The organism is Bacillus sp. FSL K6-3459 (assembly GCF_038003305.1).
Classification (GTDB): Bacteria; Bacillota; Bacilli; order Bacillales; family Bacillaceae; genus Bacillus; species Bacillus pumilus_O.
Genome location: NZ_JBBOOW010000001.1, coordinates 2,422,940 through 2,445,647 on the forward strand (window position 1 = coordinate 2,422,940; position 22,708 = coordinate 2,445,647).

Consider the following 22,708-nt stretch of genomic DNA (forward strand, 5'->3'; position numbering starts at 1 on the left):
ATTGTAAAGCTTTTCGTTTATGCGTTAAAAGTTTTTCGCATTCGGTTCGTTAAAGCCGTAACGCTCAAAAAACGCTTCTTTAAAATCACCTAAACGATCCTCACGGATAGCTTCTCTCACTTGCTCCATTAATTTTAACAGAAAATGAAGATTATGATAAGTTGTTAATCGAATTCCGAACGTTTCATTTGTTTTGATCAAATGTCTAATATAAGCGCGTGTGTAGTTTTTACATGTGTAACAGTCACAATTTTCATCGATCGGTCTGAAATCACGCTCATATTTTGCATTTTTCACAACAAGACGTCCTTCGCTTGTCATGAGCGTACCATTTCTAGCGATTCGCGTTGGTAGTACGCAGTCAAACATATCTACACCACGAATGGCACCGTCAATTAAGGAATCTGGTGAGCCTACTCCCATTAAGTACCTTGGCTTGTCTGCTGGTAACAATGGCGTTGTAAACTCGAGTACACGGTTCATCACATCTTTTGGTTCCCCAACAGATAAGCCACCGATAGCGTAGCCTGGGAAATCAAGTGACACGAGATCTTTTGCACTTTGTTTACGAAGCTCTTCGTATTCTCCGCCTTGGATGATTCCAAACAGCCCTTGATCCTCTGGGCGCTGATGCGCTTCTAGACAGCGTTCTGCCCATCTGCTTGTCCGCTCTACAGAACGTTTCATGTAATCGTATTCTGCTGGATATGGCGGGCATTCATCAAATGCCATCATAATATCAGAGCCAAGCGCATTTTGGATGTCCATCGCCTTCTCAGGAGAAAGGAACAGCTTATCACCATTTAAGTGATTACGGAAGTGAACGCCTTCTTCTTCAATTTTTCTAAATTCACTCAAAGAGAACACTTGGAATCCGCCTGAATCGGTTAAAATCGCTCGATCCCAGTTCATAAATTTGTGCAGACCGCCTGCTTCTTTCACAATGTCATGCCCCGGACGGAGCCATAGGTGGTACGTATTGCTTAAGATGATGCCTGCTTCCATTGCCTTTAGTTCTTCAGGTGCCATCGTTTTGACTGTAGCCAGTGTACCTACCGGCATAAATACAGGCGTGTCAAAGGAGCCGTGCGGTGTATGAACACGCCCTAGTCGTGCACCTGTTTGTTTGCATGATTTAATGAACTCATAACGTATCGGTAATTGCGACAAAATGAGCCCTCCTGTCTTTGTTGTATGATGTTATTGAATCAGCATGGCATCGCCAAAGCTGAAGAAACGGTATTCCTCTTTTACAGCCTCATTGTACGCTTTTAGGACATGCTCTCGCCCAGCTAATGCACTGACAAGCATGATTAACGAGGATTTTGGCAGATGGAAATTCGTGATCATGCCATCAATTGCCTTGAATGTATAACCTGGGTAAATAAAGATTGACGTCCAGCCGCTTGACGCTTTGAATTCGCCATCATGCTCACTTGCAATGGTTTCGAGCGTTCTTGTTGACGTAGTCCCCACTGAAATAATTCGCCCGCCTTCCTTGCGAACGCGATTAAGCTCTGCTGCTGTTTCTTCATTCATTTCGTAAAACTCTGCGTGCATTTCGTGTTCTTCAATACGATCTGCACTGACCGGACGAAAAGTACCAAGTCCCACGTGCAGTGTAATGAATGCGATGTGCACACCCTTTTCTTTCAGCGCATCCAGCAGCTCGTTTGTAAAGTGAAGACCAGCAGTTGGAGCAGCAGCGGAGCCGACCTCTTTCGAATACACCGTTTGATAGCGTTCACGATCGTCAAGCTGTTCTTTAATATAAGGAGGTAGCGGCATTTCCCCAAGGGATTCAAGGACTTCATAAAAAATGCCGGTATACTGAAACTCAACTTTTCTTCCGCCATGTTCTAATTCTTCTGTACATACCGCTTGAAGCCGTCCATCACCAAATGTGATCACTGTTCCTTTTTTCACTCGTTTGGCTGGTTTTACAAGTGTTTCCCATTTGTCTCCTTCCTCTTGTTTTAAGAGAAGAAGTTCAACTTTTGCACCTGTATCCTCTTTCATTCCAAACAACCGTGCCGGCAGAACGCGTGTATTATTTAAAACGAGGCAATCACCCGTTTGAAAATAATCGGTAATTTGTGAGAATGTATCGTGTGTCACTTCACCCGTTTGTTTGTTTAAGACCATCAGTCTTGATGCGTCACGTTTTTCAAGCGGTACTTGTGCAATTAATCTTTCTGGTAAATCAAAATCAAATAGTTCTAACTTCATTTCCTTCACCTATTCTGTAGTTAACTAGTTAACGTTATTTCATCCGTCCAAAGATATTCAGTAATATCGTGAGCACGATGCTAATGACAATGCAGGTGATCACAGGAAAAAAGAAGGTCACATTTCCTTTTTTCACAAAAATATCACCTGGAAGCTTACCAACCAATTGAAATACTAACCCTGCGGCAAAAAGGACACCACCTAAAATCATCAATATTTTAGGGAATTCAGTCACGAATCGGAACCTCCATTTGAAAGTGTTCATACGCTTCTCTTGTGACGACTCGTCCTCTTGGTGTTCTTTGCAGGAAACCAATTTGCAGTAAATACGGTTCGTACACATCTTCAATCGTATGTGATTCTTCTCCAATTGTCGCTGAGATTGTATCAAGCCCAACAGGACCGCCTCTAAATTTTTCAATCATACTTAAAAGCAGCTTATGATCGATATGATCAAGACCAAGCTTGTCGACTTGAAGGCGCTCAAGGGCATCTTCCGCAATGTCCTCGGTAATCGCATGATTTCCAAGCACTTGGGCAAAATCTCTTACTCTTCTGAGTAGACGATTGGCAACCCTCGGCGTACCGCGCGAACGTCTTGCGATCTCTTCGGCTGAGCGAAGATCAATTCCAATCTCGAACAGCTCGGCTGTTCTTGAAACAATGTGAGCCAAATCTCTTTGCTCATAGTATTCCAATCTTGCATGTACTCCAAACCTGTCACGAAGCGGTGCTGTTAAAAGCCCGACACGGGTTGTGGCACCTACAAGTGTAAATGGCGGTAAATCAAGCCGTACAGAGCGCGCTGTATCTCCTTTGCCAATGACGATATCTAAACAAAAATCCTCCATTGCTGGATAAAGCACTTCCTCAATTGAACGCTGCAAGCGATGAATTTCATCTATAAACAACACATCACCTGGCTCAAGAGACGTTAAAATCGCCGCCAAATCACCAGGACGTTCAATCGCTGGTCCAGATGTCGTGCGTAGCTGAACATTCATTTCATTGGCAATAATTGAGGCAAGCGTCGTTTTCCCGAGTCCGGGTGGTCCGTATAAGAGGACGTGATCGAGCGTTTCCTGCCTCATACGGGCAGCTTCAATAAACACGCTGAGGTTATCCTTTACTTTTTGCTGACCGATATATTGGCTAAGTGTCTGAGGCCGCAGACTTTGCTCAATGGCTGATTCATGGTTGTCTGCTTCAGTTGAGACGAGCCGTTCATCCATGAGACATCACCCTATTTCAACATTTTTTGTAAAGCTTTTTTCACATATTGATCGGTTGTGAGATTCTTTTCTTCTTTTAACACTGGAAGAACCTTTTTAATTTCGCGATCACCGTATCCAAGAACATTTAAGGCTTCAAGCGCTTCGTCTAATGCCGTTTGCTGCGTTTCAACCTGAATATGGTCCTCGTGATTAAATAGATTGCCAATCATTTCCGGAACGACATCAGCTAGCTTTCCTTTTAGATCGAGAATGATTTGGCGAGCTGTCTTTTTGCCAACGCCAGGGAACTTAATCAGGAACGCTTCATCTTCACGTTCTATCGCTGAAATGACAGCGCCAGGATCACCGGAAGCAAGAATCGCTAGAGCCCCCTTCGGCCCAATCCCTGTGACATTTAACAGTTTTGTGAACAGCGCTTTTTCTTCTCGTGTTTGAAATCCATATAACGAAAAAGCGTCTTCTTTTATGTAATGATACGTATAAATGGTTTCTTGTTTATTGATTTGATAGATAAACGGGTTTGGGCTATAGACTTGATATCCCACTCCGCCGTTTTCTATGACAACATATTGCGGGCACACATAATCAATGGTCCCTTTTACAAACTCTATCACCGTTTTCACCTCTTTGACTGTTCTTCATTGTAACATAAATCGAGAAGAAAACCGCAATAAAAGTTAACATACGTTCGCTCAATCCATTTTTACGATGACACCATGAAAAAACAGCTTGCGGCCTTCACACCAGCAAGCTGTTTTACGCTTTAAAACGATATTTCATTTCGGTAAGGCTTCATGACTTCAAGCACATGCTCAAATTCATCCTTTGTTCGAAAAGGAATGCCTTGCTCAAGCTGCTCCTCTACATGACTTTCTAAACGGGACGTATCAATTTGAAAAAAGAGATGAATGGGCTCCGCCCAACCGTCAGGCCTTCCATGAAACGTAGAAATCACACCGTCCTCTGATAATCCGATATATCCATTTGCTTTACTTAATGGAGAGATATCATCAATTTGCTTTCTAAAAAGCGCAAAATCCTCTTTCTGTTCTACTAGCGTCCAGCCTTTATACTGCGACCAGAATGTGTCTTTGTCTTCTAATGATGCCCGGTGTCTTTCAATACTCACATCTCCGTCTAGATAGACTTTTTCAAGCTGTACGGTGATCGAGTTTGACTGCTTTTGGAAGTGTTCTTTTCCCTCCATATCCGCAGCGAAAAAAAGCACACTTGTCATGATAAGTCCTGTAACGAAACATTTCATCTTCATTTTCACTATTTACACCTCTTTAAAACATGAGATCGATGCATGACATATGTAGTTTGACCCATTTTTCTAAACATTAACCAAATCGATGATATGAATATATGGGAAGAGTCTTTCGTTGTATCCTTCATTCGTAAATGGTATGTTTTATACAATCCATTGCTTTATCGAATGCTCGGTTTTTCATCATTCGTTTTTCAGCCGCATAAACTGAAACCAAAGAAGGTGAAGTCAATGTCAGAAGTCAAAAGATTAGCCGAATCGATTCAGTATCATGAGGATAAACGTCTTCATAAGCTTGCCTTTAAACCGGCAGAGCTTGAGCTGTGTGGCAAAGGAAGAAGTGCCTATGTCTTTTCATACAAAAAAAACGGTAAGAAGATGGCGCTAAAAGTCTTTTTCCCTTCTTATCAGCATATTGCACGCAAAGAAGCCGCCATTTATGAAAAACTCTCTGGTTCGTCTTACTACCCTGAGATTTATGAATCTGGGGATCAGTATATTTTAATGGAATATATTAAAGGAAATACTTTTTATGAATGCCTCACAAAGGGGATTCCTATTAAAAAACAAATGATTGAACAAGTCGATGATGCGCTAGAAGAAGCACGCGAGAAAGGGTTGAACCCTTCTGATATCCACCTGCGGAATCTGATCTTAACGAAGGAAGGACAGGTCAGGGTCATCGACGTTGCCCGTTTCACACAAACAAAAGCATGCCATCAATGGGATGACTTAAAAGCCGCTTACGCTTATTATCAAAAACCTTTTTTCCCGAAAAAAGCACCGCGTCTATGGCTTGAAGTGATTGCTTATTTCTATAAAAAGAACTGGCTGTCCCGCGGTCAGCTTAATAATCGGAATGATTTCTCTGCATAATGAAAGCCGCTCTCGCTGAGCGGCTTTTCTGTGTCAATCTGTTTCAACATGGATGCTATTCACATTTAATAAGTTAATGATTTCATTATTCAGCTTAAACCAATGATTGGCTTCTTCAATTTTCTTATACACATCATAGGTAGCTGGACGTTTTAGCTCGAAATCAAGCACTTCCCCATTGTTCATATGAAATGTTACCTTAAATACTTTCATCATAAGATCACCTTCCACTTTCTCTTGTTAGCTGGCCGAATAGATCGGCTCTTTTCATTCATTCTCTACTCAACTCGTTTCCCCTCCTTCTTTCCTTTCAAACACAAGAAGTTTAAATTTTGTTTAAATTCAAACAATATCTCTATCCCTTTTCCGCGATCTGATAAAACCCCGCAGGTTCTTTTTTAGGATGAATATATTTGGCTTCCTCCGCTGATAAACTCCTTCGCCTTCTTCTCCATCTCTTTTTTCACTTCTTCTGATTGATTGCGAATATCATGGGAAATTTTCATGCTGCAAAACTTCGGTCCGCACATCGAGCAAAAATGGGCAGTCTTAGCGCCTTCAGCAGGCAATGTTTCATCATGGAACGCCATCGCTCTTTCTGGATCAAGTGACAGGTTGAATTGGTCCCGCCATCTAAATTCAAACCTTGCTTTTGATAAAGCATCATCGCGCTTTTGAGCAGCAGGATGTCCTTTCGCTAGATCAGCAGCATGAGCGGCAATTTTATAAGCGATCACACCTTCTCTTACATCTTCTTTGTTCGGCAGCCCTAAATGCTCCTTTGGCGTCACATAGCATAGCATCGCTGTTCCATACCAGCCAATCATAGCTGCGCCGATGGCAGATGTAATATGATCATATCCCGGAGCAATATCTGTTGTAAGAGGCCCTAATGTATAAAATGGTGCCTCTTTGCAAATCTCCATTTGCTTGTCCACATTTTCTTTGATTTTATCCATCGGAACATGTCCAGGTCCTTCAATCATCACCTGTACATCATGTTTCCAAGCGATCTCTGTCAATTCACCTAACGTTTCCAGCTCTGCAAACTGAGCTTCATCATTGGCATCAGCTATTGATCCTGGTCTAAGCCCATCTCCAAGTGAAAAGGCAATATCATACGTTTTCATAATCTCACAAATATCTTCGAAGTGGGTATAAAGGAAATTCTCTTGATGATGAGCAAGACACCACCTTGCCATAATGGCACCGCCTCTTGAAACAATACCAGTCACCCGGTCGACTGTCAGCGGAATATACCTTAAACGCACACCCGCATGAATCGTGAAGTAGTCTACTCCTTGCTCTGCTTGTTCAATTAACGTGTCTCTGTACACGTCCCATGTCAAATCTTCTGCCACGCCATTCACTTTTTCAAGCGCCTGATAAATGGGAACGGTTCCTACTGGGACTGGGCAATTCCGTATGATCCATTCTCTCGTTGTATGAATATCCTTTCCTGTAGACAGATCCATCATGGTGTCAGCACCCCATCTGATCGCCCATGTCATTTTTTCAACTTCTTCATCAATGGATGATGTCACAGCTGAATTGCCAATGTTCGCATTGATTTTGACATGAAAATGCCTTCCGATAATCATCGGTTCACTTTCAGGATGGTTAATATTCGCCGGAATGACGGCTCTTCCGCTGGCTACTTCCTCTCTCACGAACTCAGGGCTTAGCCCTTCTCTTAAAGCGATAAACTCCATTTCAGGCGTCACAATACCTTTTTTTGCATAATGCATTTGCGTTACACAGGCACCTTGTTTTGCGCGAAGCGGCTTATGATGAAAATCAGTATGAATATGTTGATGAGACCCTTTCTCTTTGGAGCGATAGCCGTTATCTTCAGGTTTTACATGGCGCCCTTCATAGCTTTCTGTATCTCCTCTTTCCTCGATCCATGCTGCTCTCAGACGGTTAAGCCCTTTTGTCACATCGATATGGGCACGCTCATCCGTGTAAGGTCCACTCGTATCGTACACACGAATTGGTTCATTTTGAATCACTCCTGCCTGCGTCACCGTTTGCGTGAGGGCAATTTCTCTTTTTGGCACTAAAATGTCGGGTCTTGACCCTTTCTCATACACCTTTCGGCTACCATCAAAGCTTGATAATAACGATTGAGTTGTTGGGGTATTTTTCTTTTCTTTCATTTGCTGTTCTCTCCTTCTCTTCTTGTCACTGGACAGGATGGAATCAGCACCAGCAAAAAAACCAGGCTCTATGAAAAGAACCTGGTTTCGTCGTTAGAAATAAACATGAATGTCATCCGTAAATGACCCATGTATCATCTTCAACTTCCCCACGCTGGTACGAGCCAGATCAGGTCCAAAGGGTTAAGAAGTATACACTTCTCTCTCAGCCCAGCCGCGGGCACCCCTAGTCACATTTATTATTTTCCACAACAGTGTAGCATAGAGCTGCCATGAAAAAAAGAAGATTCAGGAAAATAGTTCCTTTCCACTACAAAAGAGATTAAGCCAGCTTGATATACACCTTTATATACATCCACCATCCCGATATTTTAGATAAAATCTGAAATAATCATTGATCCTTTTCTCCTATTATGTATAATTAATCTAAACGGAGAATTTTTATACAAACTTATTTAAAGGAAGTTCTAGTCGATTGCAAACATTTCTCACATTTATCGTCATAGGATTCTCAATTGCTCTGCCAGTCGGCGCGATCACGGTTGAAATGACAAAACAGGGATTAAAAAACGGCTTCTTTCATGGTTTAACTGTAGGAGCAGGCGGCATGACCATTGATCTCCTACTTATTTTGGCTTTATATGCTGGATTTGCTCAGTTTTTATCACTACCATTTGTCCAAATCCCGCTCTGGCTGATTGGAGCTATCTTCTTAATGATTCTCGCATACGATTCCATTAAACATGCGGATCAAGACATCCATTTAGCTGGCGAAAAAATCAATAAATCTTTCGTAAAAACGTACAGAAACGGCTTGCTTGTCGCGGTATCTCCTGGAAACCTTGTGTTTTGGGTCTCTGTATTCGGAGCTGTACTGGCAGATGCCTATACAAAAACAGATTCATCTGAATTTATGTTAGCATCAGGCGGTATATTGGCAGGGATTCTCCTTCATGACATCGGTCTTCTCACCCTTGTATCCTTAACAAGAAAAGTGATGAACCGAACGATGATCAAATGGACATCCATTATTGCTGGTATTTTATTACTAGGGTTTGGCTGTTATTTCTTTTACGAATTTTATATGGGCATCAAGGTTTATTTTTAAGAAAAGGCTAAAGTTCTTGAGGAACTTTAGCCTTTTTTATTCTCCAACCTATCGAGTCATCCCTGTTTGACCTGTTTCAAATTGTGTTCTTCTCATATCTCTAAAGCGTGTGAAAGCACCCTCGTCTTTAATGACTTGGACAGCTCTTCCATCCGCATAACGAGTCGCTGCTTCTTCCACTTGCGATATTCCCTCTGATGTCAGACGTCCATCTGATTTAATGGCAATATACACATTTTCATCTGTTACCATTACTTGTGAGTCTGCAACGTGATTCATTTTATTGACGCGATTGGCAATTTTTCTTGAACGCTGCACGTTCTCTTGTTTATCGTAGCCAGAGAACGACATTTGGTTATGATAGTTCATATCTCCATGGCTGTAGCGTCCATCTCCACCTGCAAGAGGCGTTCGATCATCTGCTTGAGGACGGGTGCGATAATCAACATTCGTTGTATTCCCACCGTTCATCCCCTCCATAAGCTCAGAAACTGGCCCTTGATGATCTTGGTTATTGTCATCCGCACGGTTATTCGAATGATATCCGACTGGCTGACCTGATTGATTATGACGAGTATCTACTCCTGCATTGTCATTTGTACCACATGCCGTTAACCCAATAGGAAGAAGCACTAATGCGATCGTTTTTTGCCATTTTTGTCTCAAACGAAAAACCCCCTGTACAAATTCAATCTCATGAGCGCGAAACAGGCTCTGTTTTAGCATGTACAGTTTGGGAAAAAATCAAGCTGTCAGTTATAAACAAAAAAAGGAACGATTGAGATCGCTCCTTCTGTTATTACTCTTCTTCGTCTTCCTCTGGTCTTGCAAAAACAGATTGACCTGGATATGGCTGCATATAAGGCTGAGCTGGATAAGCACCCATTTGGCCATAAGGTACAGGATTTGGGTAATGTCCTGGCCACGGTTGATGTTGCTTCATGCCATCATCACATCCGCAGTCTTCCTTGCCATAAGCTTCATTTGAAACATTTGGATAAAAGCCTTGATTCACGTTCGCATTCACATTGGCGTTTGCATTGGCATTCGGATGCATATGGTGGTGCCAGTGATGCCCATCGTTTGCATGATGTTCAAAATGTTCTCCGTAATAAGCTGGCGCTTGATACGCAGGATAATATGGCTGCGCTGGGTATGGATACGGCATCATGTGATGGTGATAATATGGCTGGACTGGGTAGCAAAGACCTGACCCTGGTAAAATTGGCGATGCTGGCACCATTTGCTGCGGATACGGATACATTGCCGGCATGTAATGACCATGACCATAATAAGGATCATATGCGTCATGATGCTGGTGATGGTGATGATGCTCCTTATTCTCAGCCATTCCCCCTACCGCTGCGCCTCCTACATTCGGCATTTGCGGGAAATTAGGAAGGTTTGGGTAATTGCTGTGCTCCATATCTTTGCCCTCCTCCTTTTGATGCGGAATATGAATAAATGGATCATATCCCTTTGCCACTTCATCTTTTAAATGACCTTTATTTTCATGATGGAAATGGTCCTTGTGGTCCTTGTGATCTTTATGCTCCTTGTTCTCATAGTGAACATGATCTTTATGATCCTTTTTGTCATGAACATGATCTTTCTTTTCATGAACGTGATCTTTTTTCTCATGATGTTCTTTTTTGGGAGGAGGCGTGAATGGCTGGTAGAGATTGGTCTGATAATAGTTCACATCAACTTGCGGAAAAACTGGCTGCTCGATTTTTGGCACTGGCGGTACATAAGGGACAGGTTCATTTGGCTTTTCTTTCGGTTTCGTATCTTGCACTTGCACGACATCTTTTGGCTTTTCTTTCACATACGGATGTTCTTTCGGCTTTGGCATTTCTTTTGCTTTCTGATGATCTGTTTTTACAGGAACACCACTAGATGGAATCTTGATCTTCATACCCGGCATGATCAAATCTGGATTACTGAGCTGTGAATTTAGTTTTTTCAATTCTTGAAAGTCGACTCCGTATTTCTTTGAAATTTTCCAAAGGGAGTCTCCTTTTTGCACAATATGAATTTTCAACGTTTTCCCCTCCTATGCAAAACGTGAACGTAACGGTTATGTCAGAAGTACAATATGTTTCACCATAAATTTATGCCTATTTACAAGCCGATATGATAAAAACTTGTTTTCTGATAGGAGGGGTGGATTCATTATTTAATGATGAGCATTTTATTCAGTGCGAGTAAAGCATCTTTTTTCGTGTCTTCATTGACTTGAATGAAACCGACCGGATCACCTTTTTCAATGCTCTCAAGTGACCATAACAAATGAGGGAGATCGATCCGATTCATCGTCAAACATGGACACATATCCGGATTGAGGGATTCAATTTGTTTATCTGGATGCTGATCGATGATCCGCTTGACCAAATTCATCTCTGTTCCAATCGCCCACTTGCTTCCTGCTGGTGCTTCTTTGATTGTATCAATAATAAATTTCGTGGAACCGGCAAGATCAGAAGCCGTGACGACTTCATGCGTGCACTCTGGATGGACAAGAATTTGAATGTCACGGTCTCTTTTTCTCGTTTCTTCAATATTCCGCACCGTAAATTTCTCATGGACAGAGCAGTGGCCTTTCCATAAAATCATCTTAATGCGGGAAAGTGGCTGGTCGGTGATAAGCCTTTCTTCTATTTGATCCCACACAGCCATTTCTTCAAGTGAAATGCCTAAATCAAAGGCTGTATTACGCCCCAAATGCTGATCAGGGAGAAACAGAATCCGTTCTTTTTGTGTGAGCGCCCACTCCAGCATTTTTTTTGCGTTTGATGATGTCACCGTTGCCCCGCCATGCTTGCCAACAAATGCTTTAATATCAGCTGTTGAGTTGACATACGTAAGTGGAAGAATTGTCTCCCCAAACAGATCAGTGAGCTGCTCCCATGCTCGATCCGTTTGTTTCATGTTCGCCATATCTGCCATTGAACAGCCTGCTCTCATATCGGGCAAAAGAACTTTTTGATTCTTTTTTGACAGCATATCTGCCGTTTCAGCCATGAAGTGAACACCGCAGAACACAATGTACTCCGCTTCCTTGTTGTCTGCAGCTATTTGTGCGAGCTGCAATGAATCTCCTGTTGCATCTGCGAATTGGATGACTTCGTCCTTTTGATAATGATGCCCTGGTATAAAAAGTTTTGATCCAAAGGCACGTTTAATGTCTAAAACACGCTGCTCCATCTCATCAACAGAGCGGTGTTTATATTCTTCTGGCATCATGGCTGCATGTTGGTTTGCCAGTACATCAAGCAGTGACATGAGTGGTTCCCCCTTTATGACTAAATTCCATATTCATACTAAAATCAAATGCTGGAGCAGAGTGTGTCAGAAAACCAAGCGAAATAAGGTCGACACCTGTCCCTCTGTAACTTGGCAATGTCTCTAGCGTGATGCCTCCTGAAGCCTCGGTCAGAATTGTCTCCGGCGTCATTTGTTTAAAACGTTTTACTTCGTCTGGAGAGCAGTTGTCAAACATGATGACATCGGCCTTTGCATCAATGGCTTCCTTTAGCTGCGTTTCTGATTCAATTTCCACTTCAATTTTCACCATATGACCGGCATATGCCCTTGCTTTCTCTACAGCTTCACGAATGGAGCCACATGCGGCAATATGATTGTCTTTAATCATCACCCCATCTGATAAGCCGAAGCGATGATTTTTTCCCCCTCCTGTCTTCACAGCGTATTTCTCTAACATACGCAAGCCAGGCGTCGTTTTTCTCGTATCACAAATCGTAATCGACGGGTCCGCTAATCGCTGTACTGCTTCATGTGTTAAAGTGGCGATACCTGTCATGCGCTGCAAGACATTTAAAATGATCCGTTCTCCTTTTAATAAGTCGCTGACTGGTCCCTTTATTTTCGCTAGCACTTCCCCTGAATGAATCCAATCACCTTCTTCAAAAAACAACTCAACCCCAATCTGTTCATTCAGCAGACGGTACCCTATGTCAATGACTTGAGAACCTGCCAATACACCCGATTGTTTTGCGATGATGTAGGCTGTTCCTTTCTTTTCTCCAAAAATGCCATCGGCTGATACATCTCCAAAACCAATATCTTCTGCGAAAAAATGAGTCAGCATTTGTTTTAACTGTAAACGTTCCATTTGGCACCGATCCTTTCATTTTTCATCATATGAATGTGGCCTTTTTCATGGACAATTTGCATGCCCCGCCATAATGCATCATTCCGATTTGGATAATCCATTCGATAATGACCGCCTCTGCTTTCTGTTCGCAGTAAGGCAGACTTCACAAGACAAATCGCTAATGTCCATTGATTGCTTAATTCGATCTGTTCACTTGTGATCTCTTTCACATTCATTTGCTGACAAGGCACTTGCTGTAATGTTTGAAGCAAGGTCTTTAGCCCTTTTTCGTCTCTTACAATTGCTGCGTATGTCGCCATCCATTGTCTCAACTGGTTCTCTGAAATTTCTGGCACGGACCATATTTCTTGAATTGAGGGAGAGGGGATTGTTTTTTTCTGTTTAGGTATTTGTTCAATTCTATGTGCCGCTTTGTTTCCTAAAACGAGACCTTCCAAGAGAGAATTACTCGCCAATCGGTTCGCTCCATGTAAGCCTGTACAGGCCGCTTCTCCGATAGCGAAAAGAGATGGAACCGTCGTTTCTCCATTTTCATTCACGCAGATCCCGCCCATTAAAAAATGCATACCTGGGGAAACCGGGAGCCTGCCGCTTGCCATATCAACACCAGCCCGCTCACACATTGCAGCAATGGCTGGAAAACGAACTGAGAAATTTGAAATTTCGCTGATATTAAGATAGAGTTTATGACCTAATTGCTGCTCATGGAAAATAGCTCTAGAGACGATATCTCTAGGCGCTAAATCAGCTTGTGGGTGAATGCCTTTCATGATTCTCCTTCCTGTTTCATCTTCTAAATAGGCTCCTTCTCCTCGGACAGCCTCTGACACGAGACCGACTGCTTTTCCAGCGATCGTCAAGAGGGTAGGATGAAATTGAACAAATTCGAGATCAGCTAATTGCGCCCCGGCTCGATAAGCCATCATCAATCCGCCTCCTGTTACAGAAGAATCATTTGTATTCGTTTCATATAGGGAGCCGCAGCCACCCGTGGATAAAACAACGGCATCTGCGGTCATGGTATCTACGTGTCCTTTCTCGTCTTTCCAGACCACTCCTATGCAGGTTTCTTCATGAACGAGTAGGTCAATGACATGGTGATATTCGTATAAATGAATATGTGAGCCAAGCTGATTTTTAAAATACTGCACGAGGGTTTTGCCAGTTTGGTCTCCTCCTGCATGCAAAATGCGATGAGTCGTATGTGCCCCTTCTTTACCTAATTGCGGCTGTCCATTCTCTGTTTGATCAAATGGACAGCCTTCTTCTACGAGTTGCTCCACCATATGCTTTCCAAGACTGACGATCTCTTGTACCGCCCTTTCATCATTGTGATCACAGCCGGCAGCTAATGTGTCTTTTACATGTTGATGAACAGAATCCTGTGCTGAAAAAGCAGCAGCGATTCCTCCTTGTGCAAGCATGGAATTACTAGAGGAAAATTGTTTTTTTGTCATCATGATGACTTCACAGCTTGCTGAAATGGTTTTTGCAAAGGAAAGCGCTGCAATGCCTGATCCCACCACAATGATTTTTTTGATTGCTGACACCATTGCCCCTCCTGTCATTTACACCTGTCTTGACACATATCATTACACAACACTACAATAAATACAAGAAAAAATTTTCTCATAGGAGATGGATGGATTGGTTTATTTAGATTACGCAGCTTCTACACCTGTTTCGGAGGAGGTACTGCATGTTTTTCAGCAGCTAAGTAAAGATTGTTACGGGAATGCAAGCAGTCTTCATGATGCAGGTGGAAGAGCAAATGACATACTGACTTACAGCAGACAATCAATCGCTGGCATTCTTGAGGGCGAACCAGAGGGCATCTTCTTTACAAGCGGCGGAACGGAATCCAATCTTCTTGCGATTCAATCAATGGCAAATGGTCTGCCAGCAGACAGGCAGCATGTCATCACAACTTCTGTAGAGCACCCTTCTGTTCATCATGCAGTTAAGAGCCTAGAGCGTCTTGGCGCGAAGGTTTCGATCATTGAACCGAATCAAGATGGAATCATCACCGAGGACATTCTCAAAGATGCATTATTGCCTGAAACAGGATTAGTCTCTATTCAGCACGCCAATTCAGAAACTGGGATTATCCAGCCGCTCGCTGAATTAGCACCCATTTTAAAAGAAAGGCACATTCTTTTTCATACAGATGCCGTGCAAACATTTGGAAAGATTCGTGTATCCATAAAGGAGTTAGGGGTTGATGCGATATCCATCTCTAGTCATAAAGTGTATGCACCTAAGGGCGCTGGTGTTGTCTATATGGGTACTCATGTTCCTTGGAAGCCTTTATATTCAGGTGCAGTTCAGGAAAATGGCTTTCGCCCTGGAACAGTGAACGTTCCATGCATCGGTGCTTTCGCTACTGCGAGCGAACAATTGATGCTTAAGCTAGATGAACAAAAGCGGCAAAATGTGCAGCTCCGTGATTATTTTCTTCAGCAGCTAAAAATAAGAGAGCTTCCTATTCGTACACTTCACAATGGCAATCGCCATATACTGCCTCATATTATTGGTTGTTTTTTTGAAGGGTTTGAAGGACAATATGTAATGTTAGCATGTAACCGGCATGGGATTTGCATATCAACTGGAAGCGCATGTGCTTCTGGTTATCATCATCCTTCCCCAGCTGTGAAGGCATTGCACGTATCAGATCGTGATGCTCTTCAATTCATTCGACTATCATTTGGATCGAAGTCATCAAAAGAAGACATCGATCAGCTTTTGCATACATTTGAACAATTGCAAAAGGAGAAGAAAGGAGCATAAGACGTGGAACAAGAGAGGAAACTCATTGGTGAAGAGAGAAGAAATGCCATTTTAGAGTGGCTAAAGGAAACAGATACACCGCTCACCGGAAGCTTTTTGGCTAAAAAGGCGGCTGTCTCTCGACAAGTCATTGTACAAGATATCTCACTATTGAAAGCAAAAAACGAACCCATTATTGCCACAAGTCAAGGCTATGTGTATATGGCATCTCAGCATGCGCCAGAAAGAGAGATTGAACAAATCATCGCCTGCAAGCATGATCCTGTTCGAACAGAAGAGGAACTGACTTTAATTGTAGATTTTGGTGTGACGGTAAAAGATGTGATGATAGAGCACCCTGTTTACGGTGAATTAACGGCCTCGATTCGCGTTAGCACCCGCAAGCAAGTAGCTGATTTCGTTCATCACATTTCTAACACGGGCGCCTCCTACTTGTCAGAACTAACAGATGGCGTGCATTTACATACACTCACTTCTTACAGTCAAAAGCAGCTTGACCAAGCCATTCAAGCGCTCGATGATGCTGGTTTTTTAATTAAAGACTAAAAAATAGTGTCCTTTATCGGACACTATTTCTCATTCGTTAGTTCATATGTTTGGTAGCTGCCGAGCAATTTGACTTCACAGCCAATTGCTTCTAATTCCTGAATGGCGCCAGGGACAAGGACATCATCCATTTCTTTTTCTATATCTATAATAAATAAATAGTGTCCAAGACCCGTTTTTGTTGGGCGAGATTCAATTTTTGACAAGTTGAGATTTCGCCAAGAAAAAGCAGATAACACACGGTGCAATGCACCTGATTGGTCATCCTTTGGCAGACTGACGACAATGGTCGTTTTTGGCTTCGATGAGAACCCAGCATTCATCGGGAATGATGCTTTAGGGTCTTTATGTAAAATAACAAAACGTGTATGATTGTGCGGATAATCATGGATGTCTTTTTTTGCAATCGTTAAACCATACGTTTGTGCAGCAATTTCATTCGCAATGGCCCCAGCAGCCTCATCCGGATGCTCACTAATATATTTCGCTGCATAACCTGTTGATTCAACTGGACGGTGCGGAATATCTGGGTACTGCTTTTTCAGAAATTGATGACACTGAGCAATCGCGTGCGGATGTGATTGGATCACATCTAATGTCTCCCAGCTTTCCGCTCTTGAAGGGTGGACAAGCAAATGCTGCCGAATCGGTGCTGTCATTTCACCAACAATGGATAGCGCTTCTTCATGAATTAAATAATCAATCGTTAAGTTCACAGATCCTTCGAGTGCATTTTCAAGTGGAACGACCGCCAAATCGACTTCGCCTTTTGACACAGCATCCATACATTGCGGAATCGTTGCATAGGCACGCTGCACTGCATCTGCTGGAAAGCAAGAGCATACGGCCAAATGAGTAAATGTTGCCTCTGGTCCAAAATAACCTACAGTTAATTGCTTCATCTGCTATGATCTCTCCTTTTACGCCCCAGAACCTAGAATTTCAACTTTTTCGACAAATTCAAGTTTTCTTAATTGATTCATGACTGTATTGATATCATCTGCCATACCAGCCGTGCTAATGGATAGGGTGACATTCGCTCTTCCCTGTAGCGGAATCGTTTGGTGAATGGATAACACATTACAGCCAGAGTCAGCCACAATTTGAAGCAGTCTTGACAAAGCCCCAGACCGATCCTCAAGATGGAAAAACAATGTGATGATCTGCTCTTTCACCATCGTATAAAATGGAAAAACGGCATCTCTGTATTTATAAAAAGCACTGCGGCTTAAATCCGCTTGTTGAACAGCATCGGCAACTGAATCCGCTTTTTTGCGATCGAGAAGCTTTTTGACTTCAAGCGTTTTTCGCATCGCATCTGGAAGGACATCCTCTCTTACTAAATAGAACGTTTCTTCTTTCACCTGTTTTCTCCCCTTTTAAAAACGGGAGAGCCCATGGACTGGACCCTCCTGTTGATCAATCAATAAATTCAAATTCAAATTCAAGCAGACGAATAATGTCGCCGTCTTGTGCACCACGCTCACGCAAGGCATCATCGACACCCATTCCGCGCAATTGTCTAGAGAATCGTTTCACGGACTCATCTCTTGAGAAATCTGTCATCTTAAACAGTCGCTCAAGTGCTTTACCCGTAATGACAAACGTACCGTCAGGATCTCTTGTGATCTCAAATGGTGCATCTCCCTCATCAAACCTGTACATCACGCGGTTATCAGACAGTTCCTCTTCATTATAAAGCGGGAATTCAGGAGTTGTTTCAAGCTGATTGGCGATTTCAAATAAAAGCTCACGAAGCCCTTCTCTTGTGATCGCACTAATTGGGAACACTTTATAATCATCCGTTAATTTTTCTTTAAATGCCGCTAGATTGTCAGCTGCATCTGGCATGTCCATTTTGTTCGCTACAATGATTTGTGGACGCTCAGTCAATCTCATATTGTATTGCTCAAGCTCTTCATTAATGGTCACATAATCTTCGTACGGGTCACGTCCTTCAAGTGCTGACATATCAATGACATGAACAATGACACGTGTCCGCTCAATGTGACGTAAAAATTGATGACCTAAGCCAACGCCTTCATGCGCGCCTTCGATCAGTCCTGGCAGATCCGCCATGACGAAGCTTCGGTTATCATCTGTTTCGACAACCCCTAGGTTCGGCACAAGCGTTGTGAAATGATAATCCGCAATTTTCGGTTTCGCAGAAGAGACAATGGAAAGCAGCGTCGACTTCCCGACACTTGGGAAACCTACAAGTCCAACATCTGCAAGTACTTTTAATTCTAAGATTACGTCACGTTCTTTACCTGGCTCGCCATTTTCAGAGAGCTGTGGTGCAGGGTTTGCCGGTGTTGCGAAACGTGAATTTCCTCGTCCGCCTCGTCCGCCTTTTGCAATGACTGCCCGCTGCCCATGCTCTGTTAAGTCTGCGAGTACTTGTTCCGTCTCTGCATCCGTCACAACCGTACCGGGCGGAACTTTGACAATCATTTCTTCCGCATTTCGGCCATGCTGGTTTTTACTCATTCCGTGCTCGCCGCGATCCGCCTTAAAATGGCGTTTGTAACGAAAGTCCATCAATGTTCTGAGTCCTTCATCTACTTCAAATACAACATCTGCACCATTTCCACCGTCGCCGCCAGCCGGTCCGCCTTTTGGCACATATTTTTCACGACGGAACGCCACCATACCGTTTCCGCCGTCACCGCCTTTAACATACACTTTAACCTGATCTACAAACATAACTTCCTCCGTTTCTCTGCATCACATATCTATTCTTGCCTCAAACAAAGCTCAATCATGGACTCATGACTTGTCACATGAAATTGAACTACACTCATACATGGATAGTTTGCGTCATGAAACGCATTTAACGCATCCAAACTTGTTAATTTTCCTTTGAAATCAAAATATAAGACCACATCATTCTCTTCATGATCTGTTTGGAACGTGACCGTTAAATGATTTTCAGTTTTTTGGCAAACTGATTGATCGAATATCGAAAACAACTCCTGTGATACCGTTAGCAGCTGCGATTCATATGCTGATAAGTCTCGGGTTTCACCAAGCACTTCATATTCTAGGGTGATAAAATGCGACTCCCAATTAAATGTTAGAAAGTAATAGGCCAATTGGGGAATTTTTAAATTTGAGAGTTTGGATTCATGCTGTGCTTCAATGACCATTTCTTCTATAATTTCAAACACTCGGTCATATTTTTCTAATGTCAAGTTGCCCTTGATCAGCTGCAATTTATTCATCCAGTCATGTCTTGAACGACTGAGCAGATAGATCAATTCATTTGTTAATGCAACGTGAGTTAATTTTTCGTTTTGTTTACTTGATATCTCTTCCATTATCGCACTCCCAATCGTTTGGTCTCTCTTTTAGGAGTCTTATCATCAATATGTCTCCCTGAATTATAACAGAGAAGACAGCATAGAAAAACACTAGTTATGTGAGGAAAGGTTGTTTTTTCTGATCTATAGGAGAAAATGAGGCAAAGTCAGCAAACGTTCTTTGATATTGATGGAGTGCATCTTCTTTTTCATCTTCGATACTACTTGTAAAAAGTGAAAAAAACTCCAGTCAATGACCGGAGTTTTTAGCAATTATTGTGCCGCAGGATATACGCTCACTTTTTTACGGTCACGACCGAAACGTTCGAATTTAACTGTTCCGTCGATTTTAGCGAAAAGAGTGTCGTCGCCTCCGCGTCCAACGTTTTCACCTGGATAGATTTTCGTTCCACGTTGACGATAAAGGATAGAACCACCAGTTACGAATTGACCATCAGCACGTTTAGCGCCTAAACGTTTAGACTCAGAGTCACGTCCGTTCTTTGTAGAACCTACCCCTTTTTTAGATGCGAAAAATTGAAGATCTAATCTAAGCATGAAGTTCACCTCCTATTTTTTTGTAGATATTCTCACATAATCGTGATAATCTCGTTCAATTGTTTCTAAGGAAACGACCATGCCTTCTAAAAGCAGCTGGGCTTTTTCAAAGGATACTGGATCTGTATCAGCCGGCAATTCAAAAGAGAAATAGCCGCCTTCCTCGCCAATATCAAGCAGAGGGTCCAATCCTGTCAGTGCAATAATTGAATTGACTGAGCCGAAAACAACAGCAGATACTCCTGCACAAACGAGATCCTGACCCTTTTCAGCAAACTCGGCATGTCCAGTCATCTGAAAAGACGTAATGCTTTCATCTGCTTTCGACCGAGTAATGGTTGCTTTGATCATATCACTCACACGCCTTAAGCGTTGATTTTTTCGATAACAACTTTAGTGTAAGGTTGACGATGACCTTGTTTCTTGTGGTTGTTTTTCTTCGGTTTGTACTTGAACACAGTAATTTTCTTACCGCGACCTTGTTTTTCAACTTTAGCCGTTACTGTTGCTCCAGCAACTGAAGGGTTACCCACTTTCACAGTGTCTCCGCCGACAAACAATACGTTTTCAAAAGTTACTGTTTCACCTGCTTCAGCAGCTAGTTTTTCAATATAAACAGTTTGACCTTCTTCAACTTTTACTTGTTTACCACCAGTTTCGATAATTGCGTACATCTCTGCACCTCCTAATAAACTCAGACTCGCCGAATACAGGGGGCCTTAGGCTCTTTACACCTGCTTCGCGCGGTTGTAGCACGGGTGCTACATATCCATAACATTAAAAAATATATCAAATTAGACGCAGAATGTCAACGTATTTTCATCACTAGTACGGCAAAAGAAGCTCTTCCATGGAGGAGGTGGTTCTTCGATCTGAAAAATACGCATGGAGCAGTTCATTTTCATCAAGCTGGCTCATTTTCACGCCATCTCTTTCAATAATAATCGGATGCTTACAGCCTCTTTGAAACCGCGCCATGACTTCATATACTTTTTCCTCAGCACTCGCTCTCAGCGGAATTAGCTTTTCTACCTTTTGCTCTTTTTTACCGTAATAGCGTTCTAGTAAAAAGCGAACCCTGACATAATGCCGCTGCCGGTGCTCCATCACAAGGGAATAGGCTAGAAAGGTGAGTAGCACCCAGCCATTGAATTGAAGCGGGGCAAACAAAAGTAATCCGCCTGTCAATAGACTGAAAAAGACAAGAGAGCCTTTTATGGCAAGGGCATGTGCACGTTGGAAAGGGTAATATGCTGATAAGAGCAAAAAGAATAATTTTCCGCCATCTAGCGGCCAAATCGGCAAAAGATTCACAAGGAAAATCGCCATATTATAAAAAGTGAACATCGTAAAAATGTCATGTGAAATAAGAGTTGCTTCCATGAAAAACCACGCCATAAGCTGGAGCGGTACATGCTGGAGCGGTCCGCATAAAATGACCGCCAGCTCTTCCTTTAGCGGGCGGTTCCCATGCTCTTCTACTTCTACCGCTCCGCCAAACGGGAGTAGAAAAATCCGCCGAATGCGCCAATGGTAATAGCAAGCAGCCGCTGCATGTCCAAGCTCATGGACAAAGACGATGATGAGCAGACAAAGCAGCGGCTTGATTTGACCAGAGAGAATCGCAAACGCCATCACAATCCACAGCAGCGGATGAATGTGAATTTTCGTCAGCATGACCAGCCATCTATTCAAAGGTCATCACCTGAATAGGATCAATAAACTGTTCGTTTTGCTTAATGGCAAAGTAATATGTGCCCTTTCCTTGATCATCAAGTGAGATCTGGCCAATTTTCTCACCCTTATCAACAAAATCGTATAAGGCCACATTGGCTTCTTTTAATTGACCGTACCAGCTATAGCTGTTATCCGCATGCTGCACGACCACTGTCAGCCCTGTGTCACTTTTCTTTTTCACTTCCACTACATAGCCTTCCTTCATACTGTCAATCGCTTCAGCCGATGTTTCGACTTTGACACCTGCTCCATTTTGCGTAAAAGATTCCTGCACTTTTCCAGAAGCAGGTACGGCCAGTTCTTGGTTCGCTTGTACATCTTTTTGGTCTTCCTTTTTGTCCGTTAAAAAGGCAAGGGGGTTTCCAACTGTTTTCTCAAACCAGCGATGAGCAGCAGCAAATTGAAAATCTTGCTCAAAGGTCTGCGTAATGATCGGCTTCAGCTGCTGGAACGGCCCTGCCTGACCTTTAAATGAAATGGCTGCGATCAACACAAGGGATGCAGATAATAAACATTTCAGCACAAAGGCATTAGGGTTAAATAGTGGATGATGATATTTCTTCGGCTGATGAGACGACGCTTCAAAGGAAGACGACCCTGAATGCTTTTCTTCCTCTGTTAACATGACCCATGGAGGAATATCCTCTTTTTTCTTGAAGGTCGTCTTCTTAGATGGAGCAACTGAATGCTTCGTTTTGCGACGCTGCGCGATTTTCTTTCGGTACTCGTCCACTCTTTTCATGAGATCACCCTTTACATACAA

26 protein-coding genes, 1 riboswitch and 1 other annotated feature are annotated in these 22,708 nt (G+C 42.7%); of the genes, 4 read left to right on the forward strand and 22 right to left on the reverse strand.

The annotated features are described in order from the left end of the window. Positions 1 to 24: 24 nt before the first annotated feature. From tgt to MHI35_RS12340, 6 genes are all read right to left on the reverse strand, one after another. Positions 25 to 1,170, reverse strand: a complete 1,146-nt coding sequence (gene tgt, locus MHI35_RS12315) for a tRNA guanosine(34) transglycosylase Tgt (RefSeq protein ID WP_144520774.1) — start codon at positions 1,168 to 1,170, stop codon at positions 25 to 27. A gap of 30 nt (positions 1,171 to 1,200) precedes the next feature. Continuing rightward, entirely contained in the window at positions 1,201 to 2,229 is a 1,029-nt protein-coding gene (gene queA, locus MHI35_RS12320; protein WP_335349008.1) for a tRNA preQ1(34) S-adenosylmethionine ribosyltransferase-isomerase QueA, read from the reverse strand. A gap of 34 nt (positions 2,230 to 2,263) precedes the next feature. Next, positions 2,264 to 2,464 carry a DUF2905 domain-containing protein gene (locus MHI35_RS12325; protein ID WP_012010741.1) on the reverse strand — a complete coding sequence of 67 codons (201 nt, stop codon included), beginning with the start codon at positions 2,462 to 2,464 and terminating at the stop codon, positions 2,264 to 2,266. Next, entirely contained in the window at positions 2,457 to 3,461 is a 1,005-nt protein-coding gene (gene ruvB / locus MHI35_RS12330) for a Holliday junction branch migration DNA helicase RuvB (RefSeq protein WP_050943663.1), read from the reverse strand. The genes MHI35_RS12325 and ruvB overlap by 8 nt, the downstream gene beginning before the upstream one ends. 11 nt (positions 3,462 to 3,472) lie before the next feature. Next, entirely contained in the window at positions 3,473 to 4,078 is a 606-nt protein-coding gene (gene ruvA, locus MHI35_RS12335; RefSeq protein WP_211062946.1) for a Holliday junction branch migration protein RuvA, read from the reverse strand. A gap of 149 nt (positions 4,079 to 4,227) precedes the next feature. Beyond that, positions 4,228 to 4,728, reverse strand: a complete 501-nt coding sequence (locus tag MHI35_RS12340) for an intercompartmental signaling factor BofC (protein ID WP_335349051.1) — start codon at positions 4,726 to 4,728, stop codon at positions 4,228 to 4,230. Positions 4,729 to 4,965: 237 nt separating this feature from the next. On the opposite strand from MHI35_RS12340, the gene MHI35_RS12345 reads away from it, so the two are divergent. After that, positions 4,966 to 5,610, forward strand: coding sequence for a protein kinase family protein (locus tag MHI35_RS12345; RefSeq protein ID WP_211062944.1), 645 nt, complete (start codon positions 4,966 to 4,968; stop codon positions 5,608 to 5,610). Between the two features lie 33 nt (positions 5,611 to 5,643). Here the strand turns inward: MHI35_RS12345 and MHI35_RS12350 are convergent, their stop codons facing one another. Both MHI35_RS12350 and thiC read right to left on the reverse strand, forming a co-directional pair. Further along, the gene (locus MHI35_RS12350; protein WP_003216799.1) at positions 5,644 to 5,826 is read right to left on the reverse strand and encodes a hypothetical protein; all 183 of its coding nucleotides are present in this window, start codon (positions 5,824 to 5,826) and stop codon (positions 5,644 to 5,646) included. A 182-nt stretch (positions 5,827 to 6,008) separates the two neighbouring features. Next, positions 6,009 to 7,769 (reverse strand): phosphomethylpyrimidine synthase ThiC, encoded by a 1,761-nt coding sequence (gene thiC / locus MHI35_RS12355; RefSeq protein ID WP_211062943.1) that lies wholly within the window; start codon positions 7,767 to 7,769, stop codon positions 6,009 to 6,011. Positions 7,770 to 7,898: 129 nt separating this feature from the next. Continuing rightward, a riboswitch (TPP riboswitch) is annotated at positions 7,899 to 8,007 on the reverse strand. Between the two features lie 237 nt (positions 8,008 to 8,244). Between thiC and MHI35_RS12360 the strand changes: the two genes are divergently transcribed. Beyond that, the gene (locus tag MHI35_RS12360; protein WP_211062942.1) at positions 8,245 to 8,877 is read left to right on the forward strand and encodes a LysE family translocator; all 633 of its coding nucleotides are present in this window, start codon (positions 8,245 to 8,247) and stop codon (positions 8,875 to 8,877) included. A gap of 48 nt (positions 8,878 to 8,925) precedes the next feature. Here MHI35_RS12360 and MHI35_RS12365 read toward each other — a convergent pair whose 3' ends face one another. From MHI35_RS12365 to nadB, 5 genes are all read right to left on the reverse strand, one after another. After that, entirely contained in the window at positions 8,926 to 9,543 is a 618-nt protein-coding gene (locus MHI35_RS12365) for a YhcN/YlaJ family sporulation lipoprotein (RefSeq protein ID WP_041815785.1), read from the reverse strand. Between the two features lie 133 nt (positions 9,544 to 9,676). Beyond that, complete coding sequence (safA, locus tag MHI35_RS12370) at positions 9,677 to 10,921, reverse strand: SafA/ExsA family spore coat assembly protein (RefSeq protein ID WP_144520783.1); 1,245 nt, start codon at positions 10,919 to 10,921, stop codon at positions 9,677 to 9,679. Positions 10,922 to 11,052: 131 nt separating this feature from the next. After that, a complete protein-coding gene (gene nadA / locus MHI35_RS12375; RefSeq protein ID WP_211062941.1) occupies positions 11,053 to 12,162 on the reverse strand; it encodes a quinolinate synthase NadA in 1,110 nt (369 codons plus the stop codon). Next, positions 12,149 to 13,012 carry a carboxylating nicotinate-nucleotide diphosphorylase gene (nadC, locus tag MHI35_RS12380; RefSeq protein WP_211062940.1) on the reverse strand — a complete coding sequence of 288 codons (864 nt, stop codon included), beginning with the start codon at positions 13,010 to 13,012 and terminating at the stop codon, positions 12,149 to 12,151. The genes nadA and nadC overlap by 14 nt, the downstream gene beginning before the upstream one ends. Continuing rightward, positions 12,994 to 14,568: an L-aspartate oxidase gene (nadB, locus tag MHI35_RS12385; protein WP_211062939.1), complete on the reverse strand. Its 1,575-nt coding sequence runs from the start codon at positions 14,566 to 14,568 to the stop codon at positions 12,994 to 12,996. The genes nadC and nadB overlap by 19 nt, the downstream gene beginning before the upstream one ends. A 94-nt stretch (positions 14,569 to 14,662) precedes the next feature. On the opposite strand from nadB, the gene MHI35_RS12390 reads away from it, so the two are divergent. Together MHI35_RS12390 and MHI35_RS12395 are read left to right on the forward strand one after the other, a co-directional pair. Beyond that, on the forward strand, positions 14,663 to 15,802 hold the full coding sequence (locus MHI35_RS12390) for an IscS subfamily cysteine desulfurase (protein WP_211062938.1): 1,140 nt from the start codon (positions 14,663 to 14,665) through the stop codon (positions 15,800 to 15,802). A gap of 3 nt (positions 15,803 to 15,805) precedes the next feature. Beyond that, on the forward strand, positions 15,806 to 16,348 hold the full coding sequence (locus MHI35_RS12395) for a transcription repressor NadR (RefSeq protein ID WP_088002209.1): 543 nt from the start codon (positions 15,806 to 15,808) through the stop codon (positions 16,346 to 16,348). A 23-nt stretch (positions 16,349 to 16,371) separates the two neighbouring features. Here the strand turns inward: MHI35_RS12395 and pheA are convergent, their stop codons facing one another. From pheA to MHI35_RS12440, 9 genes are all read right to left on the reverse strand, one after another. Then, on the reverse strand, positions 16,372 to 17,250 hold the full coding sequence (gene pheA, locus MHI35_RS12400) for a prephenate dehydratase (protein ID WP_034661622.1): 879 nt from the start codon (positions 17,248 to 17,250) through the stop codon (positions 16,372 to 16,374). Between the two features lie 18 nt (positions 17,251 to 17,268). Then, complete coding sequence (locus MHI35_RS12405; RefSeq protein ID WP_003216269.1) at positions 17,269 to 17,712, reverse strand: ACT domain-containing protein; 444 nt, start codon at positions 17,710 to 17,712, stop codon at positions 17,269 to 17,271. Positions 17,713 to 17,767: 55 nt separating this feature from the next. Continuing rightward, entirely contained in the window at positions 17,768 to 19,054 is a 1,287-nt protein-coding gene (gene obgE / locus MHI35_RS12410; protein ID WP_012010757.1) for a GTPase ObgE, read from the reverse strand. Positions 19,055 to 19,083: 29 nt separating this feature from the next. Next, a complete protein-coding gene (locus MHI35_RS12415) occupies positions 19,084 to 19,668 on the reverse strand; it encodes a sporulation initiation phosphotransferase B (RefSeq protein WP_012010758.1) in 585 nt (194 codons plus the stop codon). Between the two features lie 255 nt (positions 19,669 to 19,923). Continuing rightward, positions 19,924 to 20,208, reverse strand: a complete 285-nt coding sequence (gene rpmA, locus MHI35_RS12420) for a 50S ribosomal protein L27 (protein ID WP_003216586.1) — start codon at positions 20,206 to 20,208, stop codon at positions 19,924 to 19,926. Positions 20,209 to 20,220: 12 nt separating this feature from the next. After that, positions 20,221 to 20,559, reverse strand: a complete 339-nt coding sequence (locus MHI35_RS12425; RefSeq protein ID WP_088002213.1) for a ribosomal-processing cysteine protease Prp — start codon at positions 20,557 to 20,559, stop codon at positions 20,221 to 20,223. A gap of 14 nt (positions 20,560 to 20,573) precedes the next feature. Further along, entirely contained in the window at positions 20,574 to 20,882 is a 309-nt protein-coding gene (gene rplU / locus MHI35_RS12430; protein ID WP_012010760.1) for a 50S ribosomal protein L21, read from the reverse strand. A gap of 12 nt (positions 20,883 to 20,894) precedes the next feature. Beyond that, positions 20,895 to 20,967, reverse strand: a sequence feature (ribosomal protein L21 leader region). A gap of 66 nt (positions 20,968 to 21,033) precedes the next feature. Next, a complete protein-coding gene (locus MHI35_RS12435; RefSeq protein ID WP_211062937.1) occupies positions 21,034 to 21,903 on the reverse strand; it encodes a M50 family metallopeptidase in 870 nt (289 codons plus the stop codon). Beyond that, a complete protein-coding gene (locus MHI35_RS12440) occupies positions 21,896 to 22,687 on the reverse strand; it encodes a M23 family metallopeptidase (protein ID WP_211062936.1) in 792 nt (263 codons plus the stop codon). The genes MHI35_RS12435 and MHI35_RS12440 overlap by 8 nt, the downstream gene beginning before the upstream one ends. Positions 22,688 to 22,708: the final 21 nt, after the last annotated feature.